21 protein-coding genes and 2 pseudogenes are annotated in these 25,457 nt (G+C 68.8%); 8 read left to right on the forward strand and 15 right to left on the reverse strand.

Annotated features, from left to right (window positions below):
* Positions 1-364: 364 nt before the first annotated feature.
* The 3 genes from RNB18_RS31505 to RNB18_RS31515 form a co-directional block, all read right to left on the reverse strand.
* Positions 365-3,394, reverse strand: coding sequence for a S53 family peptidase (locus tag RNB18_RS31505; RefSeq protein WP_311717509.1), 3,030 nt, complete (start codon positions 3,392-3,394; stop codon positions 365-367).
* A 655-nt stretch (positions 3,395-4,049) separates the two neighbouring features.
* Positions 4,050-4,766 carry a Clp protease N-terminal domain-containing protein gene (locus tag RNB18_RS31510; RefSeq protein ID WP_311717510.1) on the reverse strand — a complete coding sequence of 239 codons (717 nt, stop codon included), beginning with the start codon at positions 4,764-4,766 and terminating at the stop codon, positions 4,050-4,052.
* Positions 4,767-5,158: 392 nt separating this feature from the next.
* Positions 5,159-5,383: a hypothetical protein gene (locus tag RNB18_RS31515; RefSeq protein WP_311717511.1), complete on the reverse strand. Its 225-nt coding sequence runs from the start codon at positions 5,381-5,383 to the stop codon at positions 5,159-5,161.
* Positions 5,384-5,829: 446 nt separating this feature from the next.
* Here RNB18_RS31515 and RNB18_RS31520 point away from each other — a divergent pair.
* Positions 5,830-6,096 (forward strand): annotated as a pseudogene (locus RNB18_RS31520) (deoxyxylulose-5-phosphate synthase); the annotation flags it as partial.
* Between the two features lie 96 nt (positions 6,097-6,192).
* Here RNB18_RS31520 and RNB18_RS31525 read toward each other — a convergent pair.
* Both RNB18_RS31525 and RNB18_RS31530 read right to left on the reverse strand, forming a co-directional pair.
* Complete coding sequence (locus RNB18_RS31525) at positions 6,193-7,722, reverse strand: GMC family oxidoreductase (protein ID WP_311717512.1); 1,530 nt, start codon at positions 7,720-7,722, stop codon at positions 6,193-6,195.
* A 258-nt stretch (positions 7,723-7,980) separates the two neighbouring features.
* Positions 7,981-9,240, reverse strand: a complete 1,260-nt coding sequence (locus RNB18_RS31530) for an MFS transporter (protein WP_311717513.1) — start codon at positions 9,238-9,240, stop codon at positions 7,981-7,983.
* 172 nt (positions 9,241-9,412) lie between these two features.
* Here RNB18_RS31530 and RNB18_RS31535 point away from each other — a divergent pair, with 172 nt between their 5' ends.
* Positions 9,413-10,018 (forward strand): CGNR zinc finger domain-containing protein, encoded by a 606-nt coding sequence (locus RNB18_RS31535; RefSeq protein WP_311717514.1) that lies wholly within the window; start codon positions 9,413-9,415, stop codon positions 10,016-10,018.
* A 142-nt stretch (positions 10,019-10,160) separates the two neighbouring features.
* Here the strand turns inward: RNB18_RS31535 and RNB18_RS31540 are convergent, their stop codons facing one another.
* The 5 genes from RNB18_RS31540 to RNB18_RS31560 form a co-directional block, all read right to left on the reverse strand.
* Positions 10,161-10,673 carry a flavin reductase family protein gene (locus RNB18_RS31540; RefSeq protein ID WP_311717515.1) on the reverse strand — a complete coding sequence of 171 codons (513 nt, stop codon included), beginning with the start codon at positions 10,671-10,673 and terminating at the stop codon, positions 10,161-10,163.
* A gap of 281 nt (positions 10,674-10,954) precedes the next feature.
* Positions 10,955-12,451, reverse strand: a complete 1,497-nt coding sequence (locus tag RNB18_RS31545) for an alpha,alpha-trehalose-phosphate synthase (UDP-forming) (protein ID WP_311717516.1) — start codon at positions 12,449-12,451, stop codon at positions 10,955-10,957.
* Between the two features lie 90 nt (positions 12,452-12,541).
* The gene (locus tag RNB18_RS31550) at positions 12,542-13,609 is read right to left on the reverse strand and encodes a zinc-dependent alcohol dehydrogenase (RefSeq protein ID WP_311717517.1); all 1,068 of its coding nucleotides are present in this window, start codon (positions 13,607-13,609) and stop codon (positions 12,542-12,544) included.
* 68 nt (positions 13,610-13,677) lie between these two features.
* Positions 13,678-14,889 (reverse strand): acyl-CoA dehydrogenase family protein, encoded by a 1,212-nt coding sequence (locus RNB18_RS31555; RefSeq protein WP_311717518.1) that lies wholly within the window; start codon positions 14,887-14,889, stop codon positions 13,678-13,680.
* Positions 14,890-15,066: 177 nt separating this feature from the next.
* Positions 15,067-16,050 carry a ParB/RepB/Spo0J family partition protein gene (locus RNB18_RS31560; RefSeq protein WP_311717519.1) on the reverse strand — a complete coding sequence of 328 codons (984 nt, stop codon included), beginning with the start codon at positions 16,048-16,050 and terminating at the stop codon, positions 15,067-15,069.
* Positions 16,051-16,770: 720 nt separating this feature from the next.
* On the opposite strand from RNB18_RS31560, the gene RNB18_RS31565 reads away from it, so the two are divergent.
* Positions 16,771-17,850 carry a helix-turn-helix domain-containing protein gene (locus RNB18_RS31565; protein WP_311717520.1) on the forward strand — a complete coding sequence of 360 codons (1,080 nt, stop codon included), beginning with the start codon at positions 16,771-16,773 and terminating at the stop codon, positions 17,848-17,850.
* A gap of 468 nt (positions 17,851-18,318) precedes the next feature.
* Here RNB18_RS31565 and RNB18_RS31570 read toward each other — a convergent pair whose 3' ends face one another.
* The 3 genes and pseudogenes from RNB18_RS31570 to RNB18_RS31580 form a co-directional block, all read right to left on the reverse strand.
* The gene (locus RNB18_RS31570; protein WP_311717521.1) at positions 18,319-18,837 is read right to left on the reverse strand and encodes a hypothetical protein; all 519 of its coding nucleotides are present in this window, start codon (positions 18,835-18,837) and stop codon (positions 18,319-18,321) included.
* Positions 18,838-18,929: 92 nt separating this feature from the next.
* Positions 18,930-19,196, reverse strand: a pseudogene (locus tag RNB18_RS31575) (IS630 family transposase); the annotation flags it as partial.
* A 93-nt stretch (positions 19,197-19,289) separates the two neighbouring features.
* Positions 19,290-19,460 carry a hypothetical protein gene (locus RNB18_RS31580; RefSeq protein WP_311717522.1) on the reverse strand — a complete coding sequence of 57 codons (171 nt, stop codon included), beginning with the start codon at positions 19,458-19,460 and terminating at the stop codon, positions 19,290-19,292.
* A gap of 674 nt (positions 19,461-20,134) precedes the next feature.
* Between RNB18_RS31580 and RNB18_RS31585 the strand changes: the two genes are divergently transcribed.
* Together RNB18_RS31585 and RNB18_RS53825 are read left to right on the forward strand one after the other, a co-directional pair.
* On the forward strand, positions 20,135-20,266 hold the full coding sequence (locus tag RNB18_RS31585; protein WP_311717523.1) for a hypothetical protein: 132 nt from the start codon (positions 20,135-20,137) through the stop codon (positions 20,264-20,266).
* Positions 20,267-20,363: 97 nt separating this feature from the next.
* Positions 20,364-20,690 carry a transposase family protein gene (locus RNB18_RS53825; RefSeq protein ID WP_394817706.1) on the forward strand — a complete coding sequence of 109 codons (327 nt, stop codon included), beginning with the start codon at positions 20,364-20,366 and terminating at the stop codon, positions 20,688-20,690.
* Here RNB18_RS53825 and RNB18_RS31590 read toward each other — a convergent pair whose 3' ends face one another.
* Positions 20,691-21,467, reverse strand: coding sequence for a transposase family protein (locus RNB18_RS31590; protein ID WP_311717524.1), 777 nt, complete (start codon positions 21,465-21,467; stop codon positions 20,691-20,693).
* Positions 21,468-21,744: 277 nt separating this feature from the next.
* On the reverse strand, positions 21,745-22,122 hold the full coding sequence (locus RNB18_RS31595; RefSeq protein WP_059203638.1) for a nuclear transport factor 2 family protein: 378 nt from the start codon (positions 22,120-22,122) through the stop codon (positions 21,745-21,747).
* A gap of 822 nt (positions 22,123-22,944) precedes the next feature.
* Between RNB18_RS31595 and RNB18_RS31600 the strand changes: the two genes are divergently transcribed.
* The 3 genes from RNB18_RS31600 to RNB18_RS31610 all read left to right on the forward strand — a co-directional run bounded on the left by RNB18_RS31600 (position 22,945) and on the right by RNB18_RS31610 (position 25,335).
* Positions 22,945-23,445, forward strand: coding sequence for a sortase (locus RNB18_RS31600; protein WP_311717525.1), 501 nt, complete (start codon positions 22,945-22,947; stop codon positions 23,443-23,445).
* A 99-nt stretch (positions 23,446-23,544) separates the two neighbouring features.
* Entirely contained in the window at positions 23,545-24,216 is a 672-nt protein-coding gene (locus RNB18_RS31605; RefSeq protein ID WP_311717526.1) for a class F sortase, read from the forward strand.
* 975 nt (positions 24,217-25,191) lie between these two features.
* A complete protein-coding gene (locus tag RNB18_RS31610; protein WP_311717527.1) occupies positions 25,192-25,335 on the forward strand; it encodes a hypothetical protein in 144 nt (47 codons plus the stop codon).
* Positions 25,336-25,457: the final 122 nt, after the last annotated feature.

A 25,457-nucleotide genomic window follows, 5' to 3' on the forward strand; every position in this document is an offset into this window, starting at 1 on the left:
CAGAGCGGCATTCCTACCTCGAGGAGTTCCATGTGCATGATGAGCACGCCGTTGAGGAGGGAGAGTGCGAGGTAGGGGCGGTCGCGGAGGACTCCGCTCCGCTTGCTCTTCCTCGGACCCGCCGCGTCGGGAGCGGGCTCGCTGGGGGCGGTGGTCTCCGGCAGACGGGTGGCAATGAGTGCGACGATCAGGACGCTGACCGCGCTCGTCCACCACTCGGAGCACCATGCTGCGGCTGACGGACACCCCGAGAACGCGGACGGCCCGACATACAAGGGGGTAGGGCTGGAACTTCGCCGGTAACCGCGATGCCCCACCGACCACGGGGGCCGGTGGGGCATCGCCGTTGTGTCGTCGGTGGGCGTCAGCTTATGTAGCCGGCCACGTCCGCGAGCACCTGGGTGGTGCTGCTGACGTAGAAATCGATCTTGCCGTCGGAGCCGACCGGCACGATCACCTGGTTGGCGATCGTCTTGCCCGACACCCAGTTCAGGTTGGAGGCCGTCGGACGGGTGCCGCCGTCGGCCCAGGCGGTGAGGTAGCCGCTGCCGGTGGTGCCGGTGACGGTGACGGTCAGTACGACGGCCTTGACGCCGGTGGACGCAATGGCGTCGCGGCCCGAGATCTGCAGGGCCAGTGTCTTGCCGGCGCCCAGTGCCGACGTCGTACGGGTGTCCAGCAGGCGCAGCGGGGTGACCGTGTGGAAGGCCGAGCCACTGGTGGAGAAGTAGCCGGAGACGTCGGCGATCACGTGGCTGGTGCCGTGGACGTAGAGGCTGACGTTGCCGTCGGAGCCGATCGGCACGACGACCAGGTTGGGGATGGTGGTCCCCGTGACCGCCCAGTTCACGTTGGAGGCGGTCGGGCGGGTGGCGCCCTCGGGGTAGGCCTCCAGGTAGCCGGAGCCGACGGTCTGGGTGGCCGTCAGGTTGAGCACCACGGAGGAGGCGCCGGTCGGCACGCCGCCGTGGCCGCGGACCTTGAGGCTGACCACCGCGTTGGTGATCTTGCTGGTGGTGGAGATGCCGACCTTGGAGCGGGTGTCCAGCAGGCGGGCCGGTTTCAGCGCCGTGTACGTGGACCCGGTGGTACCGCTGGTGTAGTAACCCTGGACATCGGCGATCACGTGGGTGGTGCTGCTGGTGTAGAGGTCCACCACGCCGTCACCGGCCACCGTGACGGTCGACGAGGCGGCGATGGTCTGGCCGGCACCGGTCCAGTTGAGGTTGCTGGTCGACGGCTTGGCGGTGCCGTCGGCCCAGGCGATCAACGAACCCGAGCCGGTGGTGCCGGTCACCGTGAGGTTGAGCACGACAGCGGTCACGCCGCTGCTGGGGATCCCACCGGCGCCCTCGATCCTGACCGGGGCGGTTCCGCCCGCGACCAGGGGTTTGGTGGACGGGATGGAGCTGAGGCCCCAACCGGTGCCGTTGCGGGTGTCCAGCAGGCGCTTGGGGCTGCTGAGCGGGTGGAAGGTGGAGGCACCCGTGGCCGCGGTGCCCTTGGCCGCGCACAGCGAGGTGATCAGGCCGGCCTCCTTGGGCGAGCCCAGGCCGGTGACCTCGTCGTAGCCGGCCGCCGCCGTGTAGCCGGTGGCGTATACGGAGTTGTTGCCGCTGGTGACGTCCCAGAAGTTCGTCGGGTAGCTGCTCCGCGCGGCCTTGTACAGGGCGTCGTTGAGGAAGCCGACCCGGCCGTTCGTCTGGCAGCCCGTACTGGCGTTGGCCTGGACGATGGCGGCGGCCCACGTCGGGGCCGCGCCGCTGGTGCCGCCGAGGATGCTGGGCTCGGGGCTGGACGAGTCGGCGTCGTCCAGGGTGTATATCGGGTAGCCGTCGTTCGGGTCGGCCAGCGCGGCGACATCCGGAACGGCGCGCTTGGTCGTGGTGGCGATGCCGCCCTGGTAGAGGACGGGGCCCCAGCGTGAGGAGACACCGCCGCCGCTGCCGCCGTCCTGGGAGACCCCCCACGCCTTCTGGGTCTTGGTGCTGCCCGTCCCGGTCATCGTGGTGCCGCCGACGCCGGTGACGTAGGGCTGGCTCGCGGGGTCGTCGACCGCGTTGGCGGTGGAGCCGGTCGCGGGTGCACAGTCGCTGGAACCGCTGTCTCCCGAAGCCGCGACGATGCTCTGGCCCTGTGCCGCGGCTTCCTGGAAGATCGCGTTCTCGGCGCTCGCCGTCGCGCCGGCCATGACCGATTCGCACTCACCCCAGCTGGTGGAGATGACCTGCGCCTGGTCGTCGGTGACCATCTGCTGGTAGACGTCGAGCACGTTCTGGTCGGTCGCGTTGTCGGCGTCCGGACCCTGGTAGTCGATGATGCTCGCGCCCGGCACCAGGCCTATCAGGTCCTCGATGTCGAGCGCCGTCTCCGTACCGACGCCGTAGCCGTCCTGGTCGGTTCCGGCCGGGGTGCCCGACCCGGCGGTGGTGTCCACGTAGCGGTAGGACACCGAGGTGTTGGTGCCCACACAGGACTGGTACGTGGCAATGCTGTTGGGGTCGGCGTTCTCCATCTCGAACACGGCGACCGTCTGCCCCGCGCCGGCGGTGGCGGAGCTGGTCATGCCGTAGTTGGCCGCCAGCTTCCCCGGGCTGTAGTAGTCGGTGCCGTCGGCGAAACCCGCCTGGCCCGCGGCGTCGGTGAAGTCGGTGCACATCCCCGGGGTGTACGTCCGGGGGGCCACCGTGCGTGGGTGGGGGCCGGTGACGGAGGCCGATCCGCTCAGGTGGCGTACGGCCGTGTGGTGGCTGGTGATGGAGTTGACGTTGCTCAGGCCGACGATCCCGCTCACCGATGCCGCCACGTCGGCGGGCAGCGCCGGGGCCGAGGCGTTGAGATAGTCGATCGTGCCGTCCTTGAGCCGGACGTTCTTGAATCCGGTGCCGAAGGCGTGGGACGCCTGCGCGACGGTGGCGGTGACCGGGAGGGACAGGCCGTCGGAACTGAGCTTGCCCGGAGTGAGGCCGTCCGCCTTCAGCGCCTGGGCGACGGCGGCGATGGTGGCCCGGGTGGGGCCGAAGGCGGAGGCGAACTTCCCCTTGCCCAGGTACTGGTGGTACCGGGGGTTGCCCGGAGTGGACACCTCTGTGATGAAGTCGGTCAGCGCCTGCGGGTCACGCGGGGAGAGATTCACGCTGAGATGCAGCGTGGTTCCCGAAGCGGTCGTGCCGGCCGCGGTCGCACCGGCCGGGACGCGGGGGGCCGTGCCTATGCGCTTGAGCGCGTGCGATCCCGTCTCGGCCCCATCGGTAACCGCGCCATAGGCGGCGGTGGCGGCGACGGTGAGAACGACGGCAGTGGTGGTGACCGCCGCGATCCCCCGCGCCCGTCTGCCGGTCTTGCCCGCCGCGTGTCTGGAACGTCCCAGCGAGGCATGGACCCTTTTGAACATGCAGAAACTCCCATAGAAACTGACACACCGTCATATCCGTTGACAGGCGGGAACGGTGGTCGAAGCCGCACTCTGGCAGCCGAGCCGCGTGCGTCGGCATGCGCGCACGCGGAAGCAAATGCCCTGAACCAGACGTGTGTAGGTTTCCTATCAAGAGTTGACAGAAGTTGTCCTCGGCCCCAGCGAAACCATGGGAGGACCTTTACGACCTGCAGACCAGAGCGACCCCCTTGTGCCACCGGCGCCTTGAAGCGCGACGGCCTGCCGCCTGCCGTTGCCGGCCGAGAAGTTCTTGAGGGCCGTCGATGATCTGGGCGAGGGCTGTGGGCCGGCCCCTGGGTGACCGCTTTCGGGGTCGGTTGCGTGGCCTGTTCCGCGCCCAGCGCTTGAGGCCGCCGACCCGGTAGAGGAGTTCGGGCGCCGCGCCTGGTCGACGTCCCCAGCCGGGTTCACCGATTACTGGGCGGCGGGTCGGCGGCGTCCTGCTGGGGAGAGCGGCACGTGCGGGCGCCTCCGGCTCCGTGGGGCGGGGTCGGCGGCAATGTCCTGTCTCAGACAAGCCCGGGCATCAGGCGGTGCTGACCTGCGGTGCCCGGATGTCGTCCCAGGCAAGTCCGGGCAGGTGGGTTGGGTTCTCGCGATCCAGGGGGTGTGGTCACTCGTGCTGTGATGAGTGGGAGTCCGCAGTCGTGGCATCGAGGGCGGCCGGGTCGAGGCCGGCCTCTGTCAGGACGTCGGCGGCCACTCCGCGGCCAACCCGGGCAAGACCGATGAGCAGGTCCTCGCAGTCGATGCGGTCGGATCCGTGCTGCTCGGACCGTGCTTCCGCAATGTCGATGGCCTTGCGGGAGTAGGGGGTCCAGGCGATCCGTTCGGCCGCCTGGGAAGCTCCCATGCTCAGCCGGTTCCCGACGGATTGGTGGACCGCCTCCGGTGAGACGCCGGCGGCTTGCAGAAGCCGGGTGGCGCTGTTGTCCTCCGCGGTCAGCCCCCAGAGCAGGTGCTCGGTGCCGATGTAATTGTTGCGATGGTGCACCGCCGCCTGCTTGACGTGGACCATCGCCTGGCGCAGGTCACCGGTCATCGTCTCGGGGCTGTAGCGCTTGTGCGGTGCGTGGAAACGCTGCTGGACCGCCTGTCGGGTCACGCCCAGAGCGGTGCCGATGTCGGTCCATGAGTTGCCGTGCATGCGGCAGTGCTCGACGTAGTCCTCGACCAGATCGTCCGCCAGCGCCTGTAGCTGTCCTGCGAGTTGGGCGGCGACCGTCAGCAGAGCGAGCCAATCGGGCTGCTCCTGTCCGCCGGCGCGGTGTGCGGTGCCGCATCTCCTGTCGACTTCCGCGATGAGATCGTCCAGATCTGGAAGAGTCATGAGGCAAGTACGCCTTGACAATTTGAGATTGTCAAGGCGCACTTGCCTCCTTCTGGGGGGGGGCGGACCATGAGTGCCTTGAGCTCGGCGGACCGAGACACCCCGTCAATTGTCCGGAGATGACTGAGACGTCAGCTCACCCGGATCTCCGAGACTGCCACCGCCGCGGCCGCCGTCAAGCTCGGACTGCCCGAGTGCCTGGAGGGCCATGAGCAGCGCCGCTCCCTTCGCCTTGCGGAGGATCACCCGGTGGTCAAGCAGGTGGTGAAGGCGAAATGGCGGCCCGAAGGACTCAAAGACGTGTATTTCCAGTACGGCGGAACCCGCGCCGCAGGATTCTCCGACGTAACCCTCAACGACATTGCGTGAGCCAAAGCGGCGTGTTGTCACCTTCAAGGTTGGGCGCCGGAGTCGGAGGTGCCGGCCGACTCCATGGAGGTGGGTCGGCGTCCGCCGCAGCAGGCCACCACTACTGTCGCCGTGGAGTTCAGGAAGATGATGAACCAGGATGACCTGTCCACCGCGTCGATGGATCCGGTACGAAGCGGCTCTTCCCCGGCTCGCCGAAGGATGTCGACACTGTCGGCCAGGCCGTCGATCGTGTGACTACGCTTCAAGGAGTGGAGCATTCGACCCCGGAAGACGCCCGCGTGCCGGTTGGCCGGGACCAGGCCGTCCCAGACGACGAAGTCAGCCCCGGCGATCAAAGCGTTACGCGCAGGCCCGCATGCCGAAGTCTGTTCGCGGAGCATGGCGATGAGGTCGTCGCGAGTCACACTGCGCCCCGGCGACAGGAAGACCAGCGATCGGCTATGTGAGACAACTCCAGCGCCTCTCTGGTGACAGTCCCGCTGCTTCGACCTGGTTTCTTTGCAGCCTATGCGGTGCCGTCGGTGGCACCCACCGAGCCCCGGCACATTATTGTGGTTGAGCGCTGTCAGTTGGCCCACTGAGCATTCGAGTTGGACAGTTGAGCCTGAAAGCCGTGCCGACCCTCCTGCCTGGCCTCTCGGTCCGTTCAATTCGTTGGTCGGCCCCCAGGGAGATCTCTAGGGTTGAGCGCATGGCTCATGCGAAGACCTCGTACGTCTGCCTCTCTTGCCGGACCTCCTACAAGCAGCCCTACGACAGAACGCGACAGCGGACCTGTCCTCGTTGTGCGCAGCTGCTGATCCACGTAGGTTCGGCGTTCGCCGCGCCCCGACGGCGGGATGCCGCGGCATGGCGCACACTGACAGTGCTGCTGAACACCGGCGTGAGGTTCCACAAGAGCTGCTGCGGCGGGCCTGGATACCGCCCCCGGACCCTGCGTGAGGTACGCGAACGAATGAATGCGGTCCACGGCCGGCCAGGCTCGTCGAGGGACGTGACGTGGGGAGCCCCGACCAGCCGGGGGATCGCTGGTCGGGGCAGTTCGTGGAAGAGGTCAGCGCTGCTGCAGGAACACGTCCGCAGCACGTTCGGCCAGCATGGTCACTGGAGCGTGCGTGTGCGCCCGAACGATGCTCGGCATTGTGGAGGCATCCACCACGCGCAGGCCCGTCAGGCCCCGGACCGCGAAGTTCGGGTCGACGACCGAGTGCTCGTCCGCACCCATCCGGCAGGTGCTCACCAGGTGGTGGATGCTCCCTCCCGTGGTGCGAATATAGGCGGTTATGTCGTCGATCTCCTCGGACAACGCCCCGTCCGTGAGAGGCTTGCCCATCCATTGCGCGAACTCCGGCTGCCGCAGCACCTGTTGCGCTGAACGGACGCCCGCCACCAGCGTCGCCAGGTCGTCTCCCGCCTCGTCGGACAGGTAACCGGGGTCGATCAGGGGGGCGTCGTGCGGATCGGCGCTGCGCAAGGTGATCGTGCCCCGGCTGCGCGGCCGCAGAAGGATCACGCCCAGCGCCAGCCCGTGTGCCGCTGGCCGCTGGTGCTCGCCCAGAGGCACCACCAGGTGGACGACCTCGATGTCCGGGGCCTCGAGTTCGTCGCGGGTCCGCAGGAACAGCAGCGCCTCGGAGATGATCGAGTCCATGGCGCCGTGGCGGTCCCGCAGGTACTGGGCGATCTGCTCGGACGACGCGTTCGCGCCGGGCGACCAGAAGCCCTCCGCCTCGAAGGCGAGGGGGACGAGCAGGTGGTCCGTCAGATCGCGGCCCACCGAGGGGACGTCCTGGACGAGTGGGACACCGTGACGGGACAGTTCCCCGGCGGGGCCCACGCCGGACAGCAGCAACAAATGGGGGCTCCCCACGGATCCGGCCGCGAGGATCACCTCGCGCTCCGCGCGGATCGTCTCGGTTCCGGAGTCCCCTTCGACCTCGATCCCGACGGCTCGCGTACCTTCGAACACCACGCGGCGCACGAACGTATCCGCGCGCACGGTGAGGTTCGGCCGTTTCCGGGCCGGAGCGAGATAGGCATCCGCCGAGCTGTGCCTGAGTCCGTCGCGGTGTGTGGCGCGAGCCAGGGCGTAGCCTTCCTGGACCTCGGCCGCCGGAGCGTACCCCAGGTGCGCGCAGGCGTTGACGAATGCCGGGGTCACCGGCAGGGGATGGCGCAGGCCGGTCAGGCTGATCCTCTGTTCGGCGCGTTCGAAGTAGGGCTGGAGGTCGTCGTGGCTCCAGCCGTCCAGGCCCGTCTCGGCCCAGGCGTCGTAGTCCGCCCGATGCCCGCGGGTCCACAGCTGCGCGTTGATCACCGAGGAGCCGCCGACCGCCTTCCCGCGCGGGATCGGAATGGCGCGATCGGCGAGGCCGCGCTGTGGCACCGTCGCGAAGTTCCAGTCCAGGTCCCCGCCGAAGAGGCGCGGGAACAGGATCGGCACTTGAACCTCGGGACGGGTCTCGGGCGTCCCCGTGCCGGCCTCGATCAGGAGCACCTGCGCGGTGCCGTCCGCGCTGAGCCGGTCGGCCAGCACGCATCCCGCCGAGCCGGCTCCGACGATCACGTAGTCCCACCGGCTCACTTCGCGACCGCCTCTCGGGGCTGGGCGACGGTACCCGTGGTCGTGGTCACACCCCAGGTCGTGCTCTTCCGGCAGATGTTCTCGGCCATGGCAACTCCTTACCGTGTGCGGTGATGTGTGCAGTGACGTGTGCGCTGCGGTGACGTTGCGATGTGCGACGGCAGCCGTACGCCGCCGCGGTCCGCGGTGACATGGGACAGAGACCGGGCCGTTCCGGCCGTCGCGACCGGCCCGGTGAACGGTGCGGGAGAGCGTGCTTCAGCGCCCGGCGGGCACGCCGTCCTTCCCGGCGGATGCCGGCACTCGCGCCTGTGCGGCCGTGACCTCCCGGCCTCGCAGGAGGTGACGGAACAGGGCAAGACCGGCCAGGAGTACGACCAGGCCGCACACGCCGTTCCAGCCGAAGGCGGAGTAAGCGCGGACGCCGAGCCACGAGCCAGCGCTACCGCCCAGGAACGCGCAGGTCATGTACGCGGTGTTGAGACGGGCGCGAGCCTCCGGGCGCAGGGCGAAGATCCGGGCCTGGTTGGCGACCTGACCGGACTGCATGGCCACGTCGAGCAGCAGCATCCCGGCGCCGAGGCCGACCAGCCCGACGGCGCCGCCCAGGCTGCCGGTGAGAAGCAGCGCCCCCGCGGCGATGGCGCCCAGCATGCACACCAGGTTCACGGCGTCGGGACCGCGCCGGTCGGTGCGCCGGCCGGCGATGGGCGTGGCGAACATGCTGGCCGCGCCGACCAGGGCGATCACGCCCACGGCCGGGGTGCCCAGGTCGTAGCGCGGGCCGGTGATGAACAGGGCGAGCGCGGTCCAGGCGGCGCTGAACGCGGCGAACACCAGGACCTGGTACTGGCACGAGCGGCGCAGCAGCGGTTCGGTGCGCAGCAGGTGCAGGGAGGCCGCCAGGAGGGCCGGATAGCGCTGGTTCGTGCTCGGGGTGGTGTGCGGGAGGGCGGTGGCCAGCGCGAGAGTGAGGATCAGGACCATGCCGGCGGCGACGAGGTAAGGAGCGCGCCAGCCCAGCCAGTCGCCCAGGGTGCCGGAGAAGGTGCGGGCCAGCAGGATCCCGCCGATCAGGCCGGAGAGCAGGGTGCCGGTCACTGCGCCGCGGCGCTCCGGGTCGGTCAGGCCGGCCGCCATGGGGATGAGGATCTGCGGCACGACCGTGGTCAGGCCGACCAGGGAGCTGGCGACGGCGAGGACGGGCAGGGAGGTGGCCGTCCCGGCCAGCACCAGGCCCGCGCAGGTCACCAGCAGCAGGGTGCTGACCAGTCCTCGGTGGCGGAGCCGGTCACCGAGGGGGACCAGGAGGAAGATGCCCGCGGCGTAACCGAGTTGGGCGCAGGTGACGACCACGGCCGCGGAGGCGGGGCGCACATGCAGGTCGTCGGCGATCAGTGGGCTGATCGCCTGGGGGAAGTAGATGTTGGCCACCGCGATGCCGCAGGCGACGGAGAGGAGCAGGATCAGGGGCCGGCTCAGCGCCGGCGGCGCGGAGGAGGAAACGCCTGGAGCCACGACACACACCTCGACCAGGAGAGAAAGGAAGGAACGGAAGGAACGGGAAGACCAGGAACGACGTGAAGGACGGAGACGATCGGAAAGGAGAGCGACGACACGCCACTAGGAACCGGTTTAATCGGTTCCCTCAACGTACCAGTAAAACCGGTTCCGCAGTAGGCTGTTTCGCATGGCCCTCTCTCCCGTACCGCCGGTGCCCCGCTTCCGCAGTGGCTCCGGACGGATCTGCCTGGACTTCATGCGCACCCTGAGACTGCGCGGCCTGGACGGTGCCGCCGAGGAGCTGGACACCCCCGAGGCCCTGACCGCCTGGGTCGTTCAGCTGGGCCCGTATCCCGACGGCACCGTCGTCCCGGTCCCGTCGGAGGCCGTGCTGCACCAGGCGCAGGAGGTGCGGGAGGCCGTCCATGCGCTCCTGACGGCGGCCCGCGGCGACAGCGGCCCCGCCGGCTGCCCCGCGCATGAGCGCGCGCTGCTGAACGAGGCGGCCGCCAGGGCGACGCCGATGCCGGTGCTCGACGAACACGGCACGCTCACCTACGCCGCGGCCGATCCGATCGGCGCGGTTGTCGCCGACATCGCCCGCGACGCACTCACCCTGGCGACGTCCCCGGCGCTGGAGCGGGTCCGTGCCTGCTCCGGGCCGACCTGCGCCGCCTGGTTTCTCGACATGTCCCGCCCGGGCACCCGGCGCTGGTGCTCCATGGACACCTGCGGGAACCAGGCCAAGAAGACCACCTGGCGGACCAGGAACCCGTCAGGAACGACCGCCTGAGCTGCCCTCGGATGGCGCTCCGGCCGGGATGCACGCACACACCTCCGCGGACCCGGCGAGCGTGCGGAGGTGGTCGGGGAGGTGGGGATGCGTCCCGAGGATCGCGGTCCTCGGTCGCGACGCTCCCCCGGCCGGCCCGGCTTCAGTGGGCACGGGCCACTCCGGGCGCGGAGCCGGCCGGGCGGACGAAGCCGCGGTCGACGTACACCAGCGCCTCCCGGTCGACGGGTGTGACGCAGTCCAGCACTCGCCCGATGAGCATGCTGTGGTCACCGCCGTCCACCACGTCGTGCATACGGCACACGAGCCGGACCACCGCCCCGGGGATGCCGGGCAGCCCCCGCTCCAGCGGGACGGCGTCACCGGAGGCGAACCGGTCGACGCCCGACCTCGCAAAGCGCCGGGCGATGTCGGACTGGTCGTGGGCCAGCACATTGACCATGAAGTGGTCGGCGATGGCGAAAGCAGCGTGCGTACTGGCGTTCTTGTCCAGGCTGACCGTCACCAGGGGTGGGATCAGGGACAGGGAGACGAAGGAACTGGCGGTGAATCCCCAGCGGCGGCCGGTCTCGTCAACCGTGGTGGTGACGACCACGGGTCCCGGGACACGGGCCATGGCGCGGGTGAAGTCGAGCTCTTGCGTGTCGGCGGGCATGGGATACGGCGCCTCCTCGAACGAAGTCTGGAACAAACGGGTTGGTTACGCGGCTGGTTCGCGGGCGAAGAGGTCCGCGGCCACGTAGGGAACTCCGGGCCGGCATCCGCGCGTCGACGGGCGGGCCGGACGGTGACGTGCGGGGGTTCGCCGTGGATCCGCGCCAGCGACCGGAGAGGCCCCCGGTCCGGCGGCCGGGATGACGGCCTTGCGGATACGCGCGGACGGGGCGGTCGTAAGGTATGCCTCCTTGTTGTCAAGAGGGCGTCATGGTCGGGGCATCACGCGACGCTCGCGGTCCGTGGTGCTTCGTCGGAATCCACGGGCAGCGATCCGGGGCCGGCACTGGCGAGCACCGTGAGGAACGAACGCGCCCAGTGGTGCACGTCCCGTTCACGGACGTGGCGGCGCAACTCCCTCATGTGGAGCCGACGCTCCCCTTCGTCCAGGTGCAGGGCCCTGGCCATGACGTCCTGGAGCTCGGACAGGTGGTGCGGGTTGACCAGGAGCGCCCGGGTGAGTTCCTGGGCGGCACCGGCGAACTCGCTGAGTACCAGGGCGCCGCCGAGGTCCGGTCGGGCGGCGACGAACTCCTTCGCGACCAGGTTCATCCCGTCGCGCAGGGGCGTCACGAGCATCACGTCGGCGGCCCGGTAGAACGCGGCGAGTTCGGTACGGTCGACGGTGGTGTGCAGGTAGTGGACCGGTACCCGGCCGACCTGCCCGAACCTTCCGTTGATGCGCCCGACCCGCGCCTCGATCCGGGTGCGCTGCCGCCGGTAGTGCTCGACGCGCTCCCGGCTGGGCGTGGCGATCTGTACCAGGACGGTGTCCCGCGCGCTGACCCGGCCGTCGGCCAGGAGTTCCTCGAAGGCCCGCAGTCGTTGGTCGATGCCCTTGGTGTAGTCGAGCCGGTCGACGCCCAGCATGATCCTTCTGCCGTCGCCCAGTTGCCGGCGGATCCGCTCGGCCTGCTCCTGTACAGCCTCGCTGCGGGCCAGCGCCTCCAGCTCGGCAGTGTCGATGGAGATCGGGAACGCGCCCACGTGGACCTCCCGGCCGGGCATCCGCACCGTTCCCAGTACGGGTGTGCCGAGCGGGCGGCTCACGCTCTCCCCGCCGCACAGCCGGTGCACCAAGTGCAGGAAGTTCCGTGCGCCACCTGGCAGTTGGAAGCCGACCAGGTCCGCGCCGAGCAGCCCCTCCACGATGTCCGTGCGCCAGGGCAGCTGGAGGAAGAGCTCCGGGGGCGGAAAGGGGATGTGCAGGAAGAAGCCGATCCGCACGTCGGGACGCAGGGCGCGCAGCAGCGCCGGGACCAGCATCAGCTGGTAGTCCTGGATCCACACGGTGGCTCCAGGACCGGCGACGGCCGCCGCGTGCTCCGCGAACCGCTGGTTGACCCGGTGGTAGCCGCGCCACCACGCCCGGTCGAAGTCGGGAGGCGCCACCACGTCGTGGAACAGCGGCCACAGTGTGGCGTTCGAGAATCCCTCGTAGTAGTCCCTGTGCTCGTCGGCGTCGAGGGGCACCGGGTGCAGGCGCAGGCCATGGTCGTGGAAGGGGGCGGGCGCCGTCCCGGTGGTGCCGGCCCACCCCACCCACGCGCCCTGCCGGGCGCGCAGGATGGGTTCCAGGGCACTGACCAGCCCACCGGGGCTGCGCTGCCGGCGCGGGGCACCCGTGCCCCTCCATTCCAGGTGGACCGGCAGACGGTTGGCGACGACGACGAACTCGGCGTCCGACTGCGCGGCGTGACGGATCCTGGGCGTGTCCACGTCCTGTTTCCCTTTCTCCAGGGGCCGTACCCGGCGGACATGGCGGGGCAGGAGGCGCCCGCCGGGTACGGCAGCGTGTGCGGGGAGGTCCTAGGCGGCGCGGAAATCGACGATCGTCTTGAGATCGGCAGTGCTGCGGTAGTTTTTGAAGATCTCGACAAGACCCTCGTAGTCGCCGAAGCTGTGCACGGTCGACAGCAGACGCTTGCCGTCGACGATGCCGGACAGCAGCATCTGCATGGCCACCTGGATCACGTTCGCGGAGTGGTGCATCGGAAACGCGGTGACGTCGAACGGGGACGCGGTGATGTTGATGCCCTTGGCGAGCATCAGCCAGGTGTCGAACTTCTGCATCTCCTGCGAGGCCCCGTACAGCACGTATCGGCCCTTGGGCTTCAGCCGGCGCATCGCCACCCTCCGAGGGTCCTTCTCCTCGTCGTCGACCTTGACGGTGGGCAGGGCGTCGAAGACGTAGTCGAAGGTGTTCTCCGCGACCTCGGCGATGAGCTCCTCCGGGAGATACGCCCGCTCGGAGAAGTGCTCCTCCGCGTGCCCGTTGCGCACCGGGTTGGCGTCCACGGACACCACCCGGTTCGGGGCGAACAGGCGCTTGATGACACTGCCGGCGATGACGCCGATGGGGCCGGTCCCCATGATGAGGACCTTGTCGCCGATCTTCGGAGGGTTGGCCAGGATCGAACGCAGCGCGCCGGTGGTGGGTTCGATAAAGGACGCCTGCAGGTCGTCGAGGGCGTCGGGAACCTTCACGGCGGCGGCCCGCAGATCGTCGGAGAAGTTCCGGTCGGCCCAGAACACGTCCTCCTCGACCTCCCCGGAGAAGATCGGGCGAAGCGTCCGGTACTCGGCGAAGCCGTCGAAGTCGGTCTGGCCCCAGTACACGACCCGGTCGCCGATCTCGATGTCGGAGCGGGTGAACTCCGGCCCCTTCTCCACGACTTCTCCGAGGTACTCGTGTCCCAGGACGACCGGGTACTGGGAGGGGAAGAGGTGCCCTTCGAAGAAGGAGATGTCCGTCGAGCAGATCGACACACAGCGGGTGCGCAGCAGCAGGCCGTCGGCCGGGGCCTCGGGCCGCGGCACCTCCGCGATGACGGTCTGGCGCGGGGCGAGGAGCTGGAGAGCCTTCATGGTCGGCATGGTTGTCCTTCCGGGCAGATTGCGGTCACGGGGTGTCCGTCCCCTGGAGAGAAGGGACGGGATGGTGCTCAGCGACGCATGCTCAGGCCGCCGCCGAGGAGGTACTGGCCCGTCATCTCGACGTTCGTCGGCGACAGGGTGATGTGCTTCGCGGCCGAGTGCGCGTCACGGAAGTAGCGTTCGAGCATGCTGCTCGCGTACAGCGAGGACGTGCCCGCGACGGTGAACAGACTGTCGATGGCCGCACAGCACTGGTCCGCCACGGTCGCCGCGGCCAACCGCACCGTCGCGCTCAGCGAGTCCCCGCCCACCTCGCCGAACCGTTCGGCGTGCCATGCGGCGTCCGCCAGCAGCAGCCGGGACGCCCGGACCTGCGCCTCCGCCCGGGCGAACCGCTCCTGCACGGTGTGAGCGGCGGCCAGGGTGGTCGTGCCGGCCATCGGCTTCTTGGCAACGGCCAGCCGCTGGAACTCCCGCAACGCGCCCCGGGCCGCCCCGAGCACGGTCGACGACGACCCGAACAGCCCGAAGTCGTAGTAGCTGATCCCGTAGCCGCGCGAAGGACGGGCGGGCGGGGCGAAGAACATGTCCCGCTGGGCCACCGTGTACGCGTCGGCGACGAACACGTCGTCGACTTCGTAGTCCTCGCTGCCTGTGCCGCGCAGCCCCAGGGTGTGCCAGTTGTCCAGCATCCGTACGGCCTGCTTCGGAACGAACAACATCCGGATCTCCGGACCGTGCTCCGTGTGCCGTGGCGCTCCGTCGACGGTGACCCGCGCCGCGCACACCAGCCAGGCGGCGTGCGCCGAACCGCTGGCGAAACCCCAGCGCCCGGAGAGGCGATAGCCGCCGTCGACCGCCTCGGCCACGCCGGTCGGATTGACCGAGCCGACCACCAACGCGTCCTGGTCGCGGAACAGTTCACCCGCCGTCGGTTCGGGCAGATAGTCCGACAATCGGCCGATGGCGGCCTGCACGCCCATCTGCCAGGCGACTGCCGGGTCGACGCGGGACAGCGCCTGGAGCGCCTGGGACCCGGTCTCCAGCGTCACCTGCGCACCGCCGAGATGACGGGAGACCAGCATCCGGGGGAACCCGGCGTCCCGCAGCGCCTCGAACACCGGCACCGGGGAGAACCGCTGCCGCTCGCCTTCCTCACGCCACTTCTCGATGACGGGGGCGATCCCGTCGACCCGGCCGAGCCAGTCCGCGGTCTCCGGCGACACGGGCTTGTTGTCGATCAGCGCCAGGCGCTCTTCGTTTCCATGGTCCTGAGCCATACCCACCTCCTATGTCGCTGGGAACGTAGGCGCCGGGAACGCGTGTTCAAGACCGGAATCCGGCGGGCATGGGGGCCTCTTGACCGATGTATTACGGCGGGAAAAGGAACGGGCCCAGGGCACGGAAAGGGGGCGGCAGGCGTCTGAAGACGCCTGCCGCCCCCACGGACGGGCAGGTCAGCCTGCTCGGTCGAGCACGCTGAGAAAGGCCAGCCAGGTGTCGATGTGCTGGTGCACCGCGGCGGTCAGGGCCGCCCGGTTGTGCGGGGGAACGGACGCCAGCAGCGCGTCTCCCCCGGCATCCAGGAGGACCCGGTTGTCGAGCAGGCGCAGCAACTGCCGGCCTGCTTCCGAGAACCGCAGGGACGGGTCACATGCCAGGACAGCGAGGGGGTCCTTGACCGGGGCGACCGGGGCTACGGGATGGCGTGGCGCAGGCGCCCGCAGGCGCTCGTTCCGCTCGACGGCGGTCAGCGTCACGGGCTGGACGCGTTCGGCTCGGCGCCCGACGGGATCCTCACCCCGCTCCACCCGGGTCCGGACATCCCTCGCGGTCCCCACGGAGACCCCGGCGGCCGCGGCGATCTGACGCAGGGAGGCATCCGGGTGCTCACGCAGGTGGGCGGCGGCACGTTCCCGGCCGACGGACGGATCCACGGGACGGGCCCGGCCGTCGCGCCCTACCCGGGTGTTCAACTGAGCCGCGTCCCCGGTTGAACGCCGTCTGATGGCCGCCACCGTCTTCGTGGACAGGCCCGCGGCATGCGCGATCGCACGGTTGGACCACTGCGGGTAGGCGGCCACGATGCGCCGCGCGGCCGCCGCTCGCTCCTGCTGGTTCAGGCGCCTCCCCTGGTGCAGATTGGCCTGTACGGCCTGGACGAACGCCTCCTTCTCGTCCCCGTCGAAGTACCGGACGTCGATGTCGGTGCGGCCGGCCAGTGTCGCCGCCGTGAGCCGGTGCATGCCGTCGATGACGCGCATCGTGCGTCGGCACACGAGGATCGGCGGCAGCTCCCGCACCTCCATCAGTGACCTGGCGTAGGCGAGATCCACGTTCCCCGACCGCGGAGAGTCGGCGGGCACCAGCGCGGCGATCGCCACCCGTTCCGACCGCGGCCCGACGGGCATCCTCTGCGCGGAGCCTGCGAGGTCCGTCATGGGCGCCTGCCCGCGAGAGCTCTCTGGAGAACGGCGAAGACTGGAACGTGGGTGCCGTAGAAGTGGACGAAAGCGACCCCCTCTTGAGGGTGGCGCAACAGCGAGTCGGCCGGTTTCCTGGCAGGAAAGAGCGAAGAACGGCTGGTCATGAACTGTGTCTCCGTAGACATCCACCGCGTGGAAAACGGGTACGGGACAGTCGGGAGCGTCGGTGATCCAGACTGGTGGATCCGCGATCGGGCCATACGCGAGGCGAGGCCACTCGTGGCCATGACGTCACATGGGTACGGAACGTCCAGGACACCTGACGACAGTGTGGGCCGGCCGACGCGTCAATCGCCTCGGTACGCTTCCGGCCATGGTCATGCTGCTGCTCATACTCCGACATCCCCCGTCGTGTAACCGCACGTAGATTCCTGCAGTGACTACACAGGCGAGTTCACTGGGCGCCCGGTCCGGTCGCCAGGGTCAGTTGTGGCCGACTGGACACCAGCGGCCACCGTCCGCCGCCGCCCCCTCCGTCCGGCCACGAGCCTCGGTACGGCCTTTTCCCGACTCTCCTGCATACGACAACATACGGCGCCCCCTCATAACGCCGTCCTGACCTGCGCCAAAACTCCACAACGGCAATGTTCCGCACAAAACCCGTCCGCCCCAAGGGAGTTGTGACGAAGGATGGGCAGAGTGGGCCGCGCAAGGTCCGAAACGGGGAGGAAGATTGTGGACAACAGGCCACCGGTAGACACACCGCTCATTGACAAATCCGGCACTCACGGCGGTGCGACCGCCGAGTTGCTGGTCCGGGCCGTCGAGACGCTCGCGGAGCTCACAAGTGCCGAGATCGCCGGGAGCTATCGGGTCCTCGCGGAGGCGGAGGGGCCCACGCCGCTGGAGGAGGCCGAGTTACGCCTCGGCACGGGCCGGAACGCCGACCCTCTTCTGGCCCTGGGCCTGGCCCATGTGTTGCCCCACGATCCGCCGATCCTGAAGGCCTCGACGCCGGTGTCGGCCGTGGAGGCCGCCCTGGTCCACAAACAGCACGAGCTCGATGCCCAGTACGACATCATCGCCCGTGCCCAGCGAGAGGTGCGGCGGATCCGCCAGTTGGCCGACCGGCAGATGCAGGACGCCTCTTCACACAGGCTCGCGCACGTACTCACCGACTCCGACGACATCGCCGCCCTGTCCAACACGATCGGTACGGCGGCCGTCGACGAACATCTGACTCTGGAGACCTTCCAGTACGACCTTCCCCTGAAGGCGAGTTCCGCGCAGCCCCCCACGGCCGCGTCGATGACCCGGGGCGTACGGCACCGGAGTATCTACGAGAGAGCCTTTCTGAGCGATCCGGTCGGCGCCGAGGTCCTCGAACGCTGCGCCGCCGCGGGCGAGGTGATACGAGTCCTTCCGCAACTGCCGATGAAGATGAAGATCACGGACGGCTCGCAGGCGCTGCTGGCTCTCACGCCGACCGGTTCCAGCGTGGCACTCCATCTCACGTCGCCCGTCGCCGTAGCGGCGTTGCGCCACTATTTCGAACTTCTGTGGCGCGAGGCCCGTCCGCTGACCGGTGCTCCCCCGCCCAGCGACAGTGCCCGTGAACGGCAGCGCCACGAGATCGTGGCACTGATGCGGCAAGGACTCAAGGACGAAGCCATCGCCCGGAGGCTAAGGCTGACCCCACGCACTGTGCGCCGCCGCATCAGCGAGTTCATGGACGAGCTCTCGGCCGAAACCCGCTTCGCCGCAGGAGCAGAGGCACAGCGCCGCGGCTGGTTCGACGGCTCGGGCGACGAGTAGAACGGCCGAATCGACCGGCGCCCGGTGCCGTGATCGAGGATGGGGCACGTGGCGGGCGTAGCCCGGCGATTCCGCGTGACGCAGATGTCGGTGAACCGGTGGCGGCAGCACGGGTTGTCGGCGGACGTCGGCGGCGTGGGCGAAGCCGAGCCGGCTGGCTGGCTGGCTGGCTGGCTGGCTGGCTGGCTGGGTGGGTCAGCTTGCCGAAGGCCGAGCGGACAGCTCCGCCGTGGCGTACACCGAGTGCGCTCGCACCGTGCCGGCGGTCGTCTCGATGAGTGGACGAGGTCCCGCTATGGGATGGTGCCGAGGGCATGAACTCGGAGCCTGTGCCTGCCCCGTTGCCGGAACGCGCCGAGCCGATGGGTCACTTGAACCGGACATCAAGCGTCCCCAACCCTGCCCGGCGAGCGCATCGGCTCGCCGGGCCGTTTGTCGTACAGGTCGCCTGTGGAGTCAACTGTCGGGTCAGAACTTCTTGAAGGCGACATTCTTGCCTTGCTTGTCCAACGGTTGGGGCGTGCTCAGCAGCGTTCCGTCGGCCTTGCTCGGCCATCCCGGTGGTTCGATGACAAACCAGTAGCGGGCGGTCGGCAGGCCGCTGCCGTGGGGGAACGGGATCGTCTTGACTACGGTGTGGCTTGCCACTCTGATCGCGGTGGCATTGTCCGGGAGCGGTCCGTACACGACGAAGCCGTTTTCGTCGCCGGGCTCCTGTCCGCCTGACCAGTAGCCGCCCGAGGGGCTGCTGTCGAAGCCGCAGCCCCCGGAGGACCAGTCTCCGCTGGCTTCTGGCCCCCGGGGGTCGTCCACCGTCAGACACAGCCCGTCATCGCTCAGGTATGCGTCCAACTGCCAGCGCACACCATGGGTCACGTGTTTGGACAGCACGACGTAATCGGGGAGGTGAGGGCCCTTTGTCGAACAACCGGCAAGAAACACGCAGGCCAGCAGGGCGACCGGTCCCGTGGTCAGGAGACGTCTCATGGCGTCGACCTCGTCACCATATGGGTTCGTTTATGCGCGTATGGGAGTGCTGGGTCACGTAGATGTTGGAGACGCTGACCTTGCAGCGCGGTCTGGGACCGGTCCAGCGCCTGGATCTGCGACTTCTCGTCCACCGAGAGCACCACCGCACCCTCGGGCGGGTTGAAGTACAGGCCCACGACGTCGCAGACCTTCTCCACGAACAACGGTCCGTCGACAGCTTGAAGATGTCCCGCGAGATGACACTTGAGCTGGAACTGCCGCCAGGTCCGGCCGACCGTGGACTTCGACAGACCCCTGTGCTGCGCCATCGACTTCCGCGACCAGTGGGTGGCGCTTTTGGGCAGCTGTTCCAGCGTGGTGAACCTGCTGCTCCGCTCCCGCATACGCCGACACTATCCGCTGACCCGACCGCGACGGTCCGGCGCCTGCTACCACGGGCATCTCAGGCGTCATCTCCGCGAGAACGTCGGTGACTGTTCCGGTGCGATCCGCAGGCTCTTCAGGCTCTCACGGGCCAGCTCCAGCTTCCCGGACAGCTCAGCAAGCTCGACTTCCAGCTCTTCCACCCGAGCCCGAGCCGCTGCCTCGCGTGCTTCCGACTCCTCGAACAGCGAGCCCATCTGCCACCCCTCCTCCACCACCACGGTAGAGACGAGCGGCCGCGAACACAGCCCAGACGGAGGTCGGATGTCGCAGGCAGGGACTACTGAGCTTGGCGTTATGACGTCTCGGTCCTTGTCGGACCTGGTGACAGGGTCCGCCTTGGCTGGTGGCCCGGAAGCATGCGGTATCCGGACGGGGCGGGCTGACCACCGAGCAGCGCAAGCGCCGTGAAGAGGTACGGAGGCGGCCGGTTCGTGCCCGGGCGGGTCCCGGACGAGCATCGCACCGCCGTGGTGGTGGCCGACTCGGCGAGCGGTGAGGAGATCCACGTCGTCGGCGATCTGGAGCACCTCTACGAGGCGCCGCGGTTCACCCACGACGGCTCGGCCCTCGTGTGCTGCCGGATGCGCTACCCGACGTACAACGACCCCTGGGAAGCGACTCTCGTCAGGATCGACCTGGCCGACGTGCGCGGTGCGGGACCTGCGGCCAGAGTTCGACAACTGGCCCGGTGGCGTGGCCTGTTCACCGGTGGACGACACGCTCTTCTTCACGTCCGACGAGCAGGGGCACGCGCCCGTCTTCCGGCGCGACCCGGACGGTGGCGTCGCACGTCTCACCACTTCGGGTGCGTACGGCTCGCTGACCGTGGCCCCCGACGGGCGGACGCTCTACGCGGCCCGTCGACCGCGTGGCGCAGGCGGAGGCGGACGACGGGTTCGTGCTGCGCGGATGGCTCGTGCTGCCCGAGGGCGCGTCCGCCGAGCGGCCCGCTCCGCTTCTTGTCGTCACGTACGCAGCGTCACTGTCGATCTTCGTGTGACGGCGGTTGAGGTCACCCCGAAAATCGCCCGGCCGGAATGCGGTGTGGTCGACAGTGCTGCGCCGTGAGCGAAGTACGGCCGCAGCTGTATGAGTTGATGTTCTCCTCGGTGGATGGCGTGTCCGTGGAGTCGGTCGAGGTGACCGACACGGTCGTCCGGGTTGAGGCTCGGACGACTGTCGGGCGGGCGGCCTGCCCGGGATGCGGGTGCTGGTCCGGCCGAATACATGGTCCGTACCTGCGATTTCCCCGTGATCTGCCAGCGGTCGGCAAGTTCGTCGTGGTGTCGTTGCGGGTGCGTCGGTTCGTCTGCGCGGAGGACTCCTGTCCGCGCAAGACCTTCGCCGAGCAGGTGCCCGTGCTTACGACCTCGGGGAAAAAGGAGGTCGGGACGTGCTGGCCTGGCGGTCCGGCTGGTGTGTGATCAGCAGGTGCTGTTGCGGACGAGGACGAGTTCGGTGCTTGTCCGGCCTCGGGTGGGGCGCTGCGCAGGCCGGTCGGAGACCAGTCCGGCGATCGCCAGATGGGTCTCGGCGTAGATTTCACGGCGTCCGGTGAAGCGCCGCAGAGGTGCCCTCTGCCGAAGCTCGGCGTTGGTGTGCTCGACGCAGATCCGGGCCGAGGACTGGCGCCGCCGCGCTTCGCTCCAGGCCCGCTTGTCGCCGTCGCACGCGTCGTCCTTCGGCTTCTTCGGCGGGGCGGTGACCTGGTCGGGGAACTCCTTGGCCAGTCCTGCATACCCGGCATCGGCCTGGGACTTCACCGATGGGTGGAGGCGGAGTTGTTCGGCGATGCCCTCGGTGCGTACGGCAGTCTGGTCGTGCATCCGGCCGGGTCGCACGACCCCGGACAGCAGGATGCGGCCCTGCCCGTCGCTGAATGTGGTGGTCTTGACCGTGTTCTGGCGGCGCTTGCCCGAGACGAAGGCTCGGCGCCCGGGTCGGCCCGCCTGTGGGCGCCTGACCTGGGTCTCGGCGCCATCGAGTCGAGGCTCGATGCCTTCGGCCTCGGCGTAGGCAAAGAGATCCTCCAGTGTCCGCAGTCTCATTCTGGGCCGGTCGGGCACTGCGAAGCCGCAGGCCGCGAGCAACGGACGGACCTGTCGGATCGCCGTCGAAACGGTCGAGCGGTCGACGTCGTACAGCTCGGCCAGGGCCTCGTGTGGCAGCTGATGGCGCAGGTGTACCAGGGTGAGCAGCAAGCCGGTCGCAGAAGACCAGCTTCGGCTTGCGCCCGGCACCGGCCGCCCTGCGGCGTTCACCGCCCCTGGCTTCGCGAAGTCCGGACTGACGTGCCGCCTCCCACGGGGCGGCGAGTTCGGCGAACAACTCGCCGAAGTGTGCGCGGGAGACACCGGACAGGGCCGGATGGGAACAGGCCGCGCGGGCCCAGGTCAGCTTCACAACTCACCCAACCCGCGCGGCCCTTCTCATGTCACGGCCAAATCAGCCGGAACGTCGCCGCGAGCGGCAGCCGCTTCACATGGGTTCAACCAGAGCCGCCCGCCACTCCGGGCGCGGATCAGCCCCAACACTCGTCCAGTACTCCCGGCCACGCACGATCCGTCCCTGCTGGACGGTCCAGAATGAGGCCGCACGGAACACGCCGAACTCGTCATGCGGCACCTCGACCTCGGAGACCACCTCGTTGCCGTCAGCCACGATCCGCAGTACCCGAATCGACCAGCCCCCCGGGTATTCGCTGTTCACCGCGACGAAGTTCTTGTTGCCGACGATGCGCTCCGCGCTGATCGGCCACTCGACCACGACGTCCTCCGCGACCAAGTCGGCGACAGCTGACCAATCGCGCGCCTGGATCCGATCCCACAATGCCTCGACCACTCCTGAAGAGTCCATGGGGGCACCCTTGCACGGGCCACTGACATCCTGCCCCTGGGGCCCTGGGGCCCTGGGCGGCCTGGCACGCCGACCCCCAAGCAGCAGCCCCCCCACTGCCGCTAATAGATCCCAAGGTCGTTACCCGCCGGTTCGGCCGACGGACCGAGCGACTGCGATCGACTTTGGTCTCGGTCGGTCTTGCGCTCGCGGGCCGGGCCGGCGCCCTGATGACGGACACCTTCGGGGCGCCGGTGAGCCGCAACACCCTGCTCAGACTGATCGCCTCGCTGCCGGACCCGCCTACCGCCACGCCCCGCGTGGTCGGCGTGGACGAATACGCCCAGCGCAAGGGGCCACATCTACGGAACTCTGCTCGTCGACGTCGAGACACGTCGCCCGGTGGACCTCCTGCCGGACCGGGAGGCGGACACGCTGGCGGCTTGGCTCGCCGAGCGGCCCGGCATCGAGATCGTCGATGCAGGAGGCCGATCGTCATTCCAAAAGCAACGTGGGGAATCAACCGACCCTCTTCACGGTCACTCGCCGCGCAGGAGGATGAACCACTGCAGCGGCAGCCACCGGCGTCCTGCGCTTTCAAGGTTCACCCACGGGACGGACGCTGGTCCTTCGTCACCTGTGCGGTGCATTCTTCCGATCTCTCCCTCAAAGCCGCTCACCTGCGTAAATGATCAAAGAGACTGCGGTCGCTGGGTGCGGCCGGATGACCCATCCGTCCGTATGCCGTGTTGCGGCCCTGACGGTCTGTCGGTTTTCTCATGAGCGGAGCACAACAACGGGGCTGCGCATTCGGGCCGGCCACTGCTTCCCCGGAGGAACTTCATGCGTATCAAGTGTGCAGGCGCCGGCATCGGTCTGGTTCTCGGTGCCGTCGGTCTGTCGAGCCCAGCCGCAGCAGCCGCGAGCGGCCCCACCAGTGATTCAGATATCCACATCAGCACGAGACACGCCGCCCCAGGTTCCACCGTCCGCGTCAGCACCACAGCCTGTGGCTCGGAGACCTATGGGAAGGGCGAGTCCGAGGCAGGAGGCCAGTTCCACCTCTTCCCAGGCGCCCGTACGGGCGTACTGACCGGCGAATTCCAGGTGCCGAGTGGAACCGAGCCCGGTGCTTACACCGTCACTCTGAAGTGCCCGCCGCGAGTCAAAGTCACGGGCACGTTCCTGGTCGGCACCGGCAACCCCAGCGGTCCAGTCGATGCTGGTTTCGGGACGGGCAACGACAAGGGCACACAGCTTGCCCTGGGGGCGATGCTGCTCGCCGGAGCCGCCGCCGGAGGCGCGATCAAGATGCGCCGCCGCCTGGCCGGTGCCCGCACCTGACGCTCTGCTCCATCGGCCCAGCCCCCGGGCCTGTGTCGGTCCGGGGGGCCGAGTCGCTCCCGTCACTCATTTCGGCCGCAAAGCAAAGGCGCTAGAGCGATGGCATCCGGCGACGAGCCCGTCGATCCTTCCCCCCTGTTCACTCCCTCCACCAAGTTGCTCGCCTGCACCCTGCTGACGGGCTTGATGCTGATGATCACGGCACTCCGGGGCGGACAGCCTCCGCAGCCTTCGACCACGCAGTCCTTCTCCCCCTCCCTGCGGCCGGGTCCCAGCAACACCGCCTCGGCCCACCACCCCTCAGTGTCGGCGCTGCCTCCCTCTGATCCGGTCCTGCTGCGGGTCCCCGCCATCGGCGTGAATGCCCCCGTGACGGAACTGACCCTCGACGAGACAGGAGCACTGCGCCCACCACCGGCAGATATGCCAGCCTTTGCCGGGTGGTACGGCGATGGCACAGCTCCCGGCTCAGAGGGGACAGCCATCACGACGGGACATGTCGACACGCGGGAAGGACCCGGGGTCTTCTACCGGCTCGGGGCACTGGCCAAGGGCGACACGATCGAGATCACCCGGGCAGACCGGCAAACAGCAGTCTTCACGGTCGACGCCGTCGAACTCTACGACAAGGAGGCATTTCCGGACGAGAAGGTCTACGGCAGTTCCCCCCAGCCCGAATTACGCGTGATCACCTGTGGGGGTGAATACGCCGAAGAAACTGGCTACCAGGGCAATGTCGTGGTATTCGCGACGCTGACCGCGGTGACGTGACCACACCGAACCAGCCTGTTCGGCATGCCCCGCCCCAGACAGTGGACGTGCTGGGCACAGCGTGCACCCGTGTAAGGGCGTGCAGATCTGCAGCTCGTCTTGGCGAGGGTTTCGTGGGATACCCACACGACCGCCTCCAGGACGGTCACCGACTCCAAGATACTGAGCGCGAGGGCCTCGTCCGTCGTGGTCGGTTCCGCAAACCGGTTGGGGAGGACCTGCTTTGAAGTCGCCGATGTTTCCTGCCGGTCATGCTCGCGCTCACGCTGTTCAGGCTGGCTGCTTTCGGGATGGACTGGACACGACACATGCACCACCGGCACGCCCGGGCGCGGCCCGAACCAGCCATACGACAAGGACCTGCAGCGAGTGCAGGTCGGACCACGGCCGCCAGGACCCCGACCACAACAGGTGAGATTCTCCGTTCGGCGGCGCACGGCTGGCTTTGGACCATGCCGCCTTACAGACTCGTAGTGCGGGCTGATCCGGCCTTCCCACGTCGCCACCTGGGCCCGGAAGCTCCTGAGTGCCGCCGCCGCTGACGAAAGAAAAACGGCGGCGGCATCACCTGGGCACGGTGCGGGGGCCTACTTCATGATCGTGGCCAGCATGGCGGTGACGACCAGGCTCCAAGCCAGCAGTGCTATGCCCGTGTGCAGCCATGTGCCCTTCGATACACCACACCAGGCTCGCCCCTGCGAGCCGCTTTCCCGGCAAACACAGCGCTCCTGTGACAGGGGCGGCGAGCCCGACCAGTAGTCACCCAGCAGGCGGGGGCGTCTCGGCTGCGGATCTTCCTCCATGTCTTGTGAACGAGGGCTCTGCGGCATTGGGCACGGCCCGTTGCGCTGTGCACCGGCCGCCGCTGTCCCGCCGGCGGCCAGCGTGGGGGCCAACGTGCGGCATCAGCCATTCGGCCGCATCCTGAAGTCCGGTCACTTCCTCAGCCCCAGGCCCACAGCCAAGGGAGGTCCTGTGATCGTGCTCGCGCTCGCACTGCCCCTCCTGATGATGGGCGCCCTCTTCGCCCTGGACGCCTTCGAGAACTGGCTCTTTCCCCCCTCCGAGCCTGCCGGGAACACACCCCCTGCGGACGCCACGCACGACCTCGCACCCTGACGACGGATCCAGGACAGCACACCAGCCGGTGGCTGTGCTGCATCAGGCGACGGCGTCGCAGTCCCCGAGCGGTCCCTCATCCCGCAGCCGGATCGCAATACTGCCCTTCGGGGACGCGGCCC

The organism is Streptomyces doebereineriae (assembly GCF_031845645.1).
GTDB classification, from domain to species: Bacteria; Actinomycetota; Actinomycetes; order Streptomycetales; family Streptomycetaceae; genus Streptomyces; species Streptomyces canus.

Excerpts from the sequence above, each read along its gene's own strand:
- RNB18_RS31505 (WP_311717509.1), bottom strand. The coding sequence starts at position 3,394 with ATGTTCAAAAGGGTCCATGCCTCGCTGGGACGTTCCAGACACGCGGCG.
- RNB18_RS31510 (WP_311717510.1), bottom strand. The coding sequence starts at position 4,766 with ATGACTCTTCCAGATCTGGACGATCTCATCGCGGAAGTCGACAGGAGA.
- RNB18_RS31535 (WP_311717514.1), top strand. The coding sequence starts at position 9,413 with ATGGCCCTCTCTCCCGTACCGCCGGTGCCCCGCTTCCGCAGTGGCTCC.
- RNB18_RS31540 (WP_311717515.1), bottom strand. The coding sequence starts at position 10,673 with ATGCCCGCCGACACGCAAGAGCTCGACTTCACCCGCGCCATGGCCCGT.
- RNB18_RS31550 (WP_311717517.1), bottom strand. The coding sequence starts at position 13,609 with ATGCCGACCATGAAGGCTCTCCAGCTCCTCGCCCCGCGCCAGACCGTC.
- RNB18_RS31555 (WP_311717518.1), bottom strand. The coding sequence starts at position 14,889 with ATGGCTCAGGACCATGGAAACGAAGAGCGCCTGGCGCTGATCGACAAC.
- RNB18_RS31560 (WP_311717519.1), bottom strand. The coding sequence starts at position 16,050 with ATGACGGACCTCGCAGGCTCCGCGCAGAGGATGCCCGTCGGGCCGCGG.
- RNB18_RS31570 (WP_311717521.1), bottom strand. The coding sequence starts at position 18,837 with ATGAGACGTCTCCTGACCACGGGACCGGTCGCCCTGCTGGCCTGCGTG.
- RNB18_RS31580 (WP_311717522.1), bottom strand. The coding sequence starts at position 19,460 with ATGGGCTCGCTGTTCGAGGAGTCGGAAGCACGCGAGGCAGCGGCTCGG.
- RNB18_RS53825 (WP_394817706.1), top strand. The coding sequence starts at position 20,364 with ATGTTCTCCTCGGTGGATGGCGTGTCCGTGGAGTCGGTCGAGGTGACC.
- RNB18_RS31595 (WP_059203638.1), bottom strand. The coding sequence starts at position 22,122 with ATGGACTCTTCAGGAGTGGTCGAGGCATTGTGGGATCGGATCCAGGCG.
- RNB18_RS31600 (WP_311717525.1), top strand. The coding sequence starts at position 22,945 with ATGCGTATCAAGTGTGCAGGCGCCGGCATCGGTCTGGTTCTCGGTGCC.
- RNB18_RS31605 (WP_311717526.1), top strand. The coding sequence starts at position 23,545 with ATGGCATCCGGCGACGAGCCCGTCGATCCTTCCCCCCTGTTCACTCCC.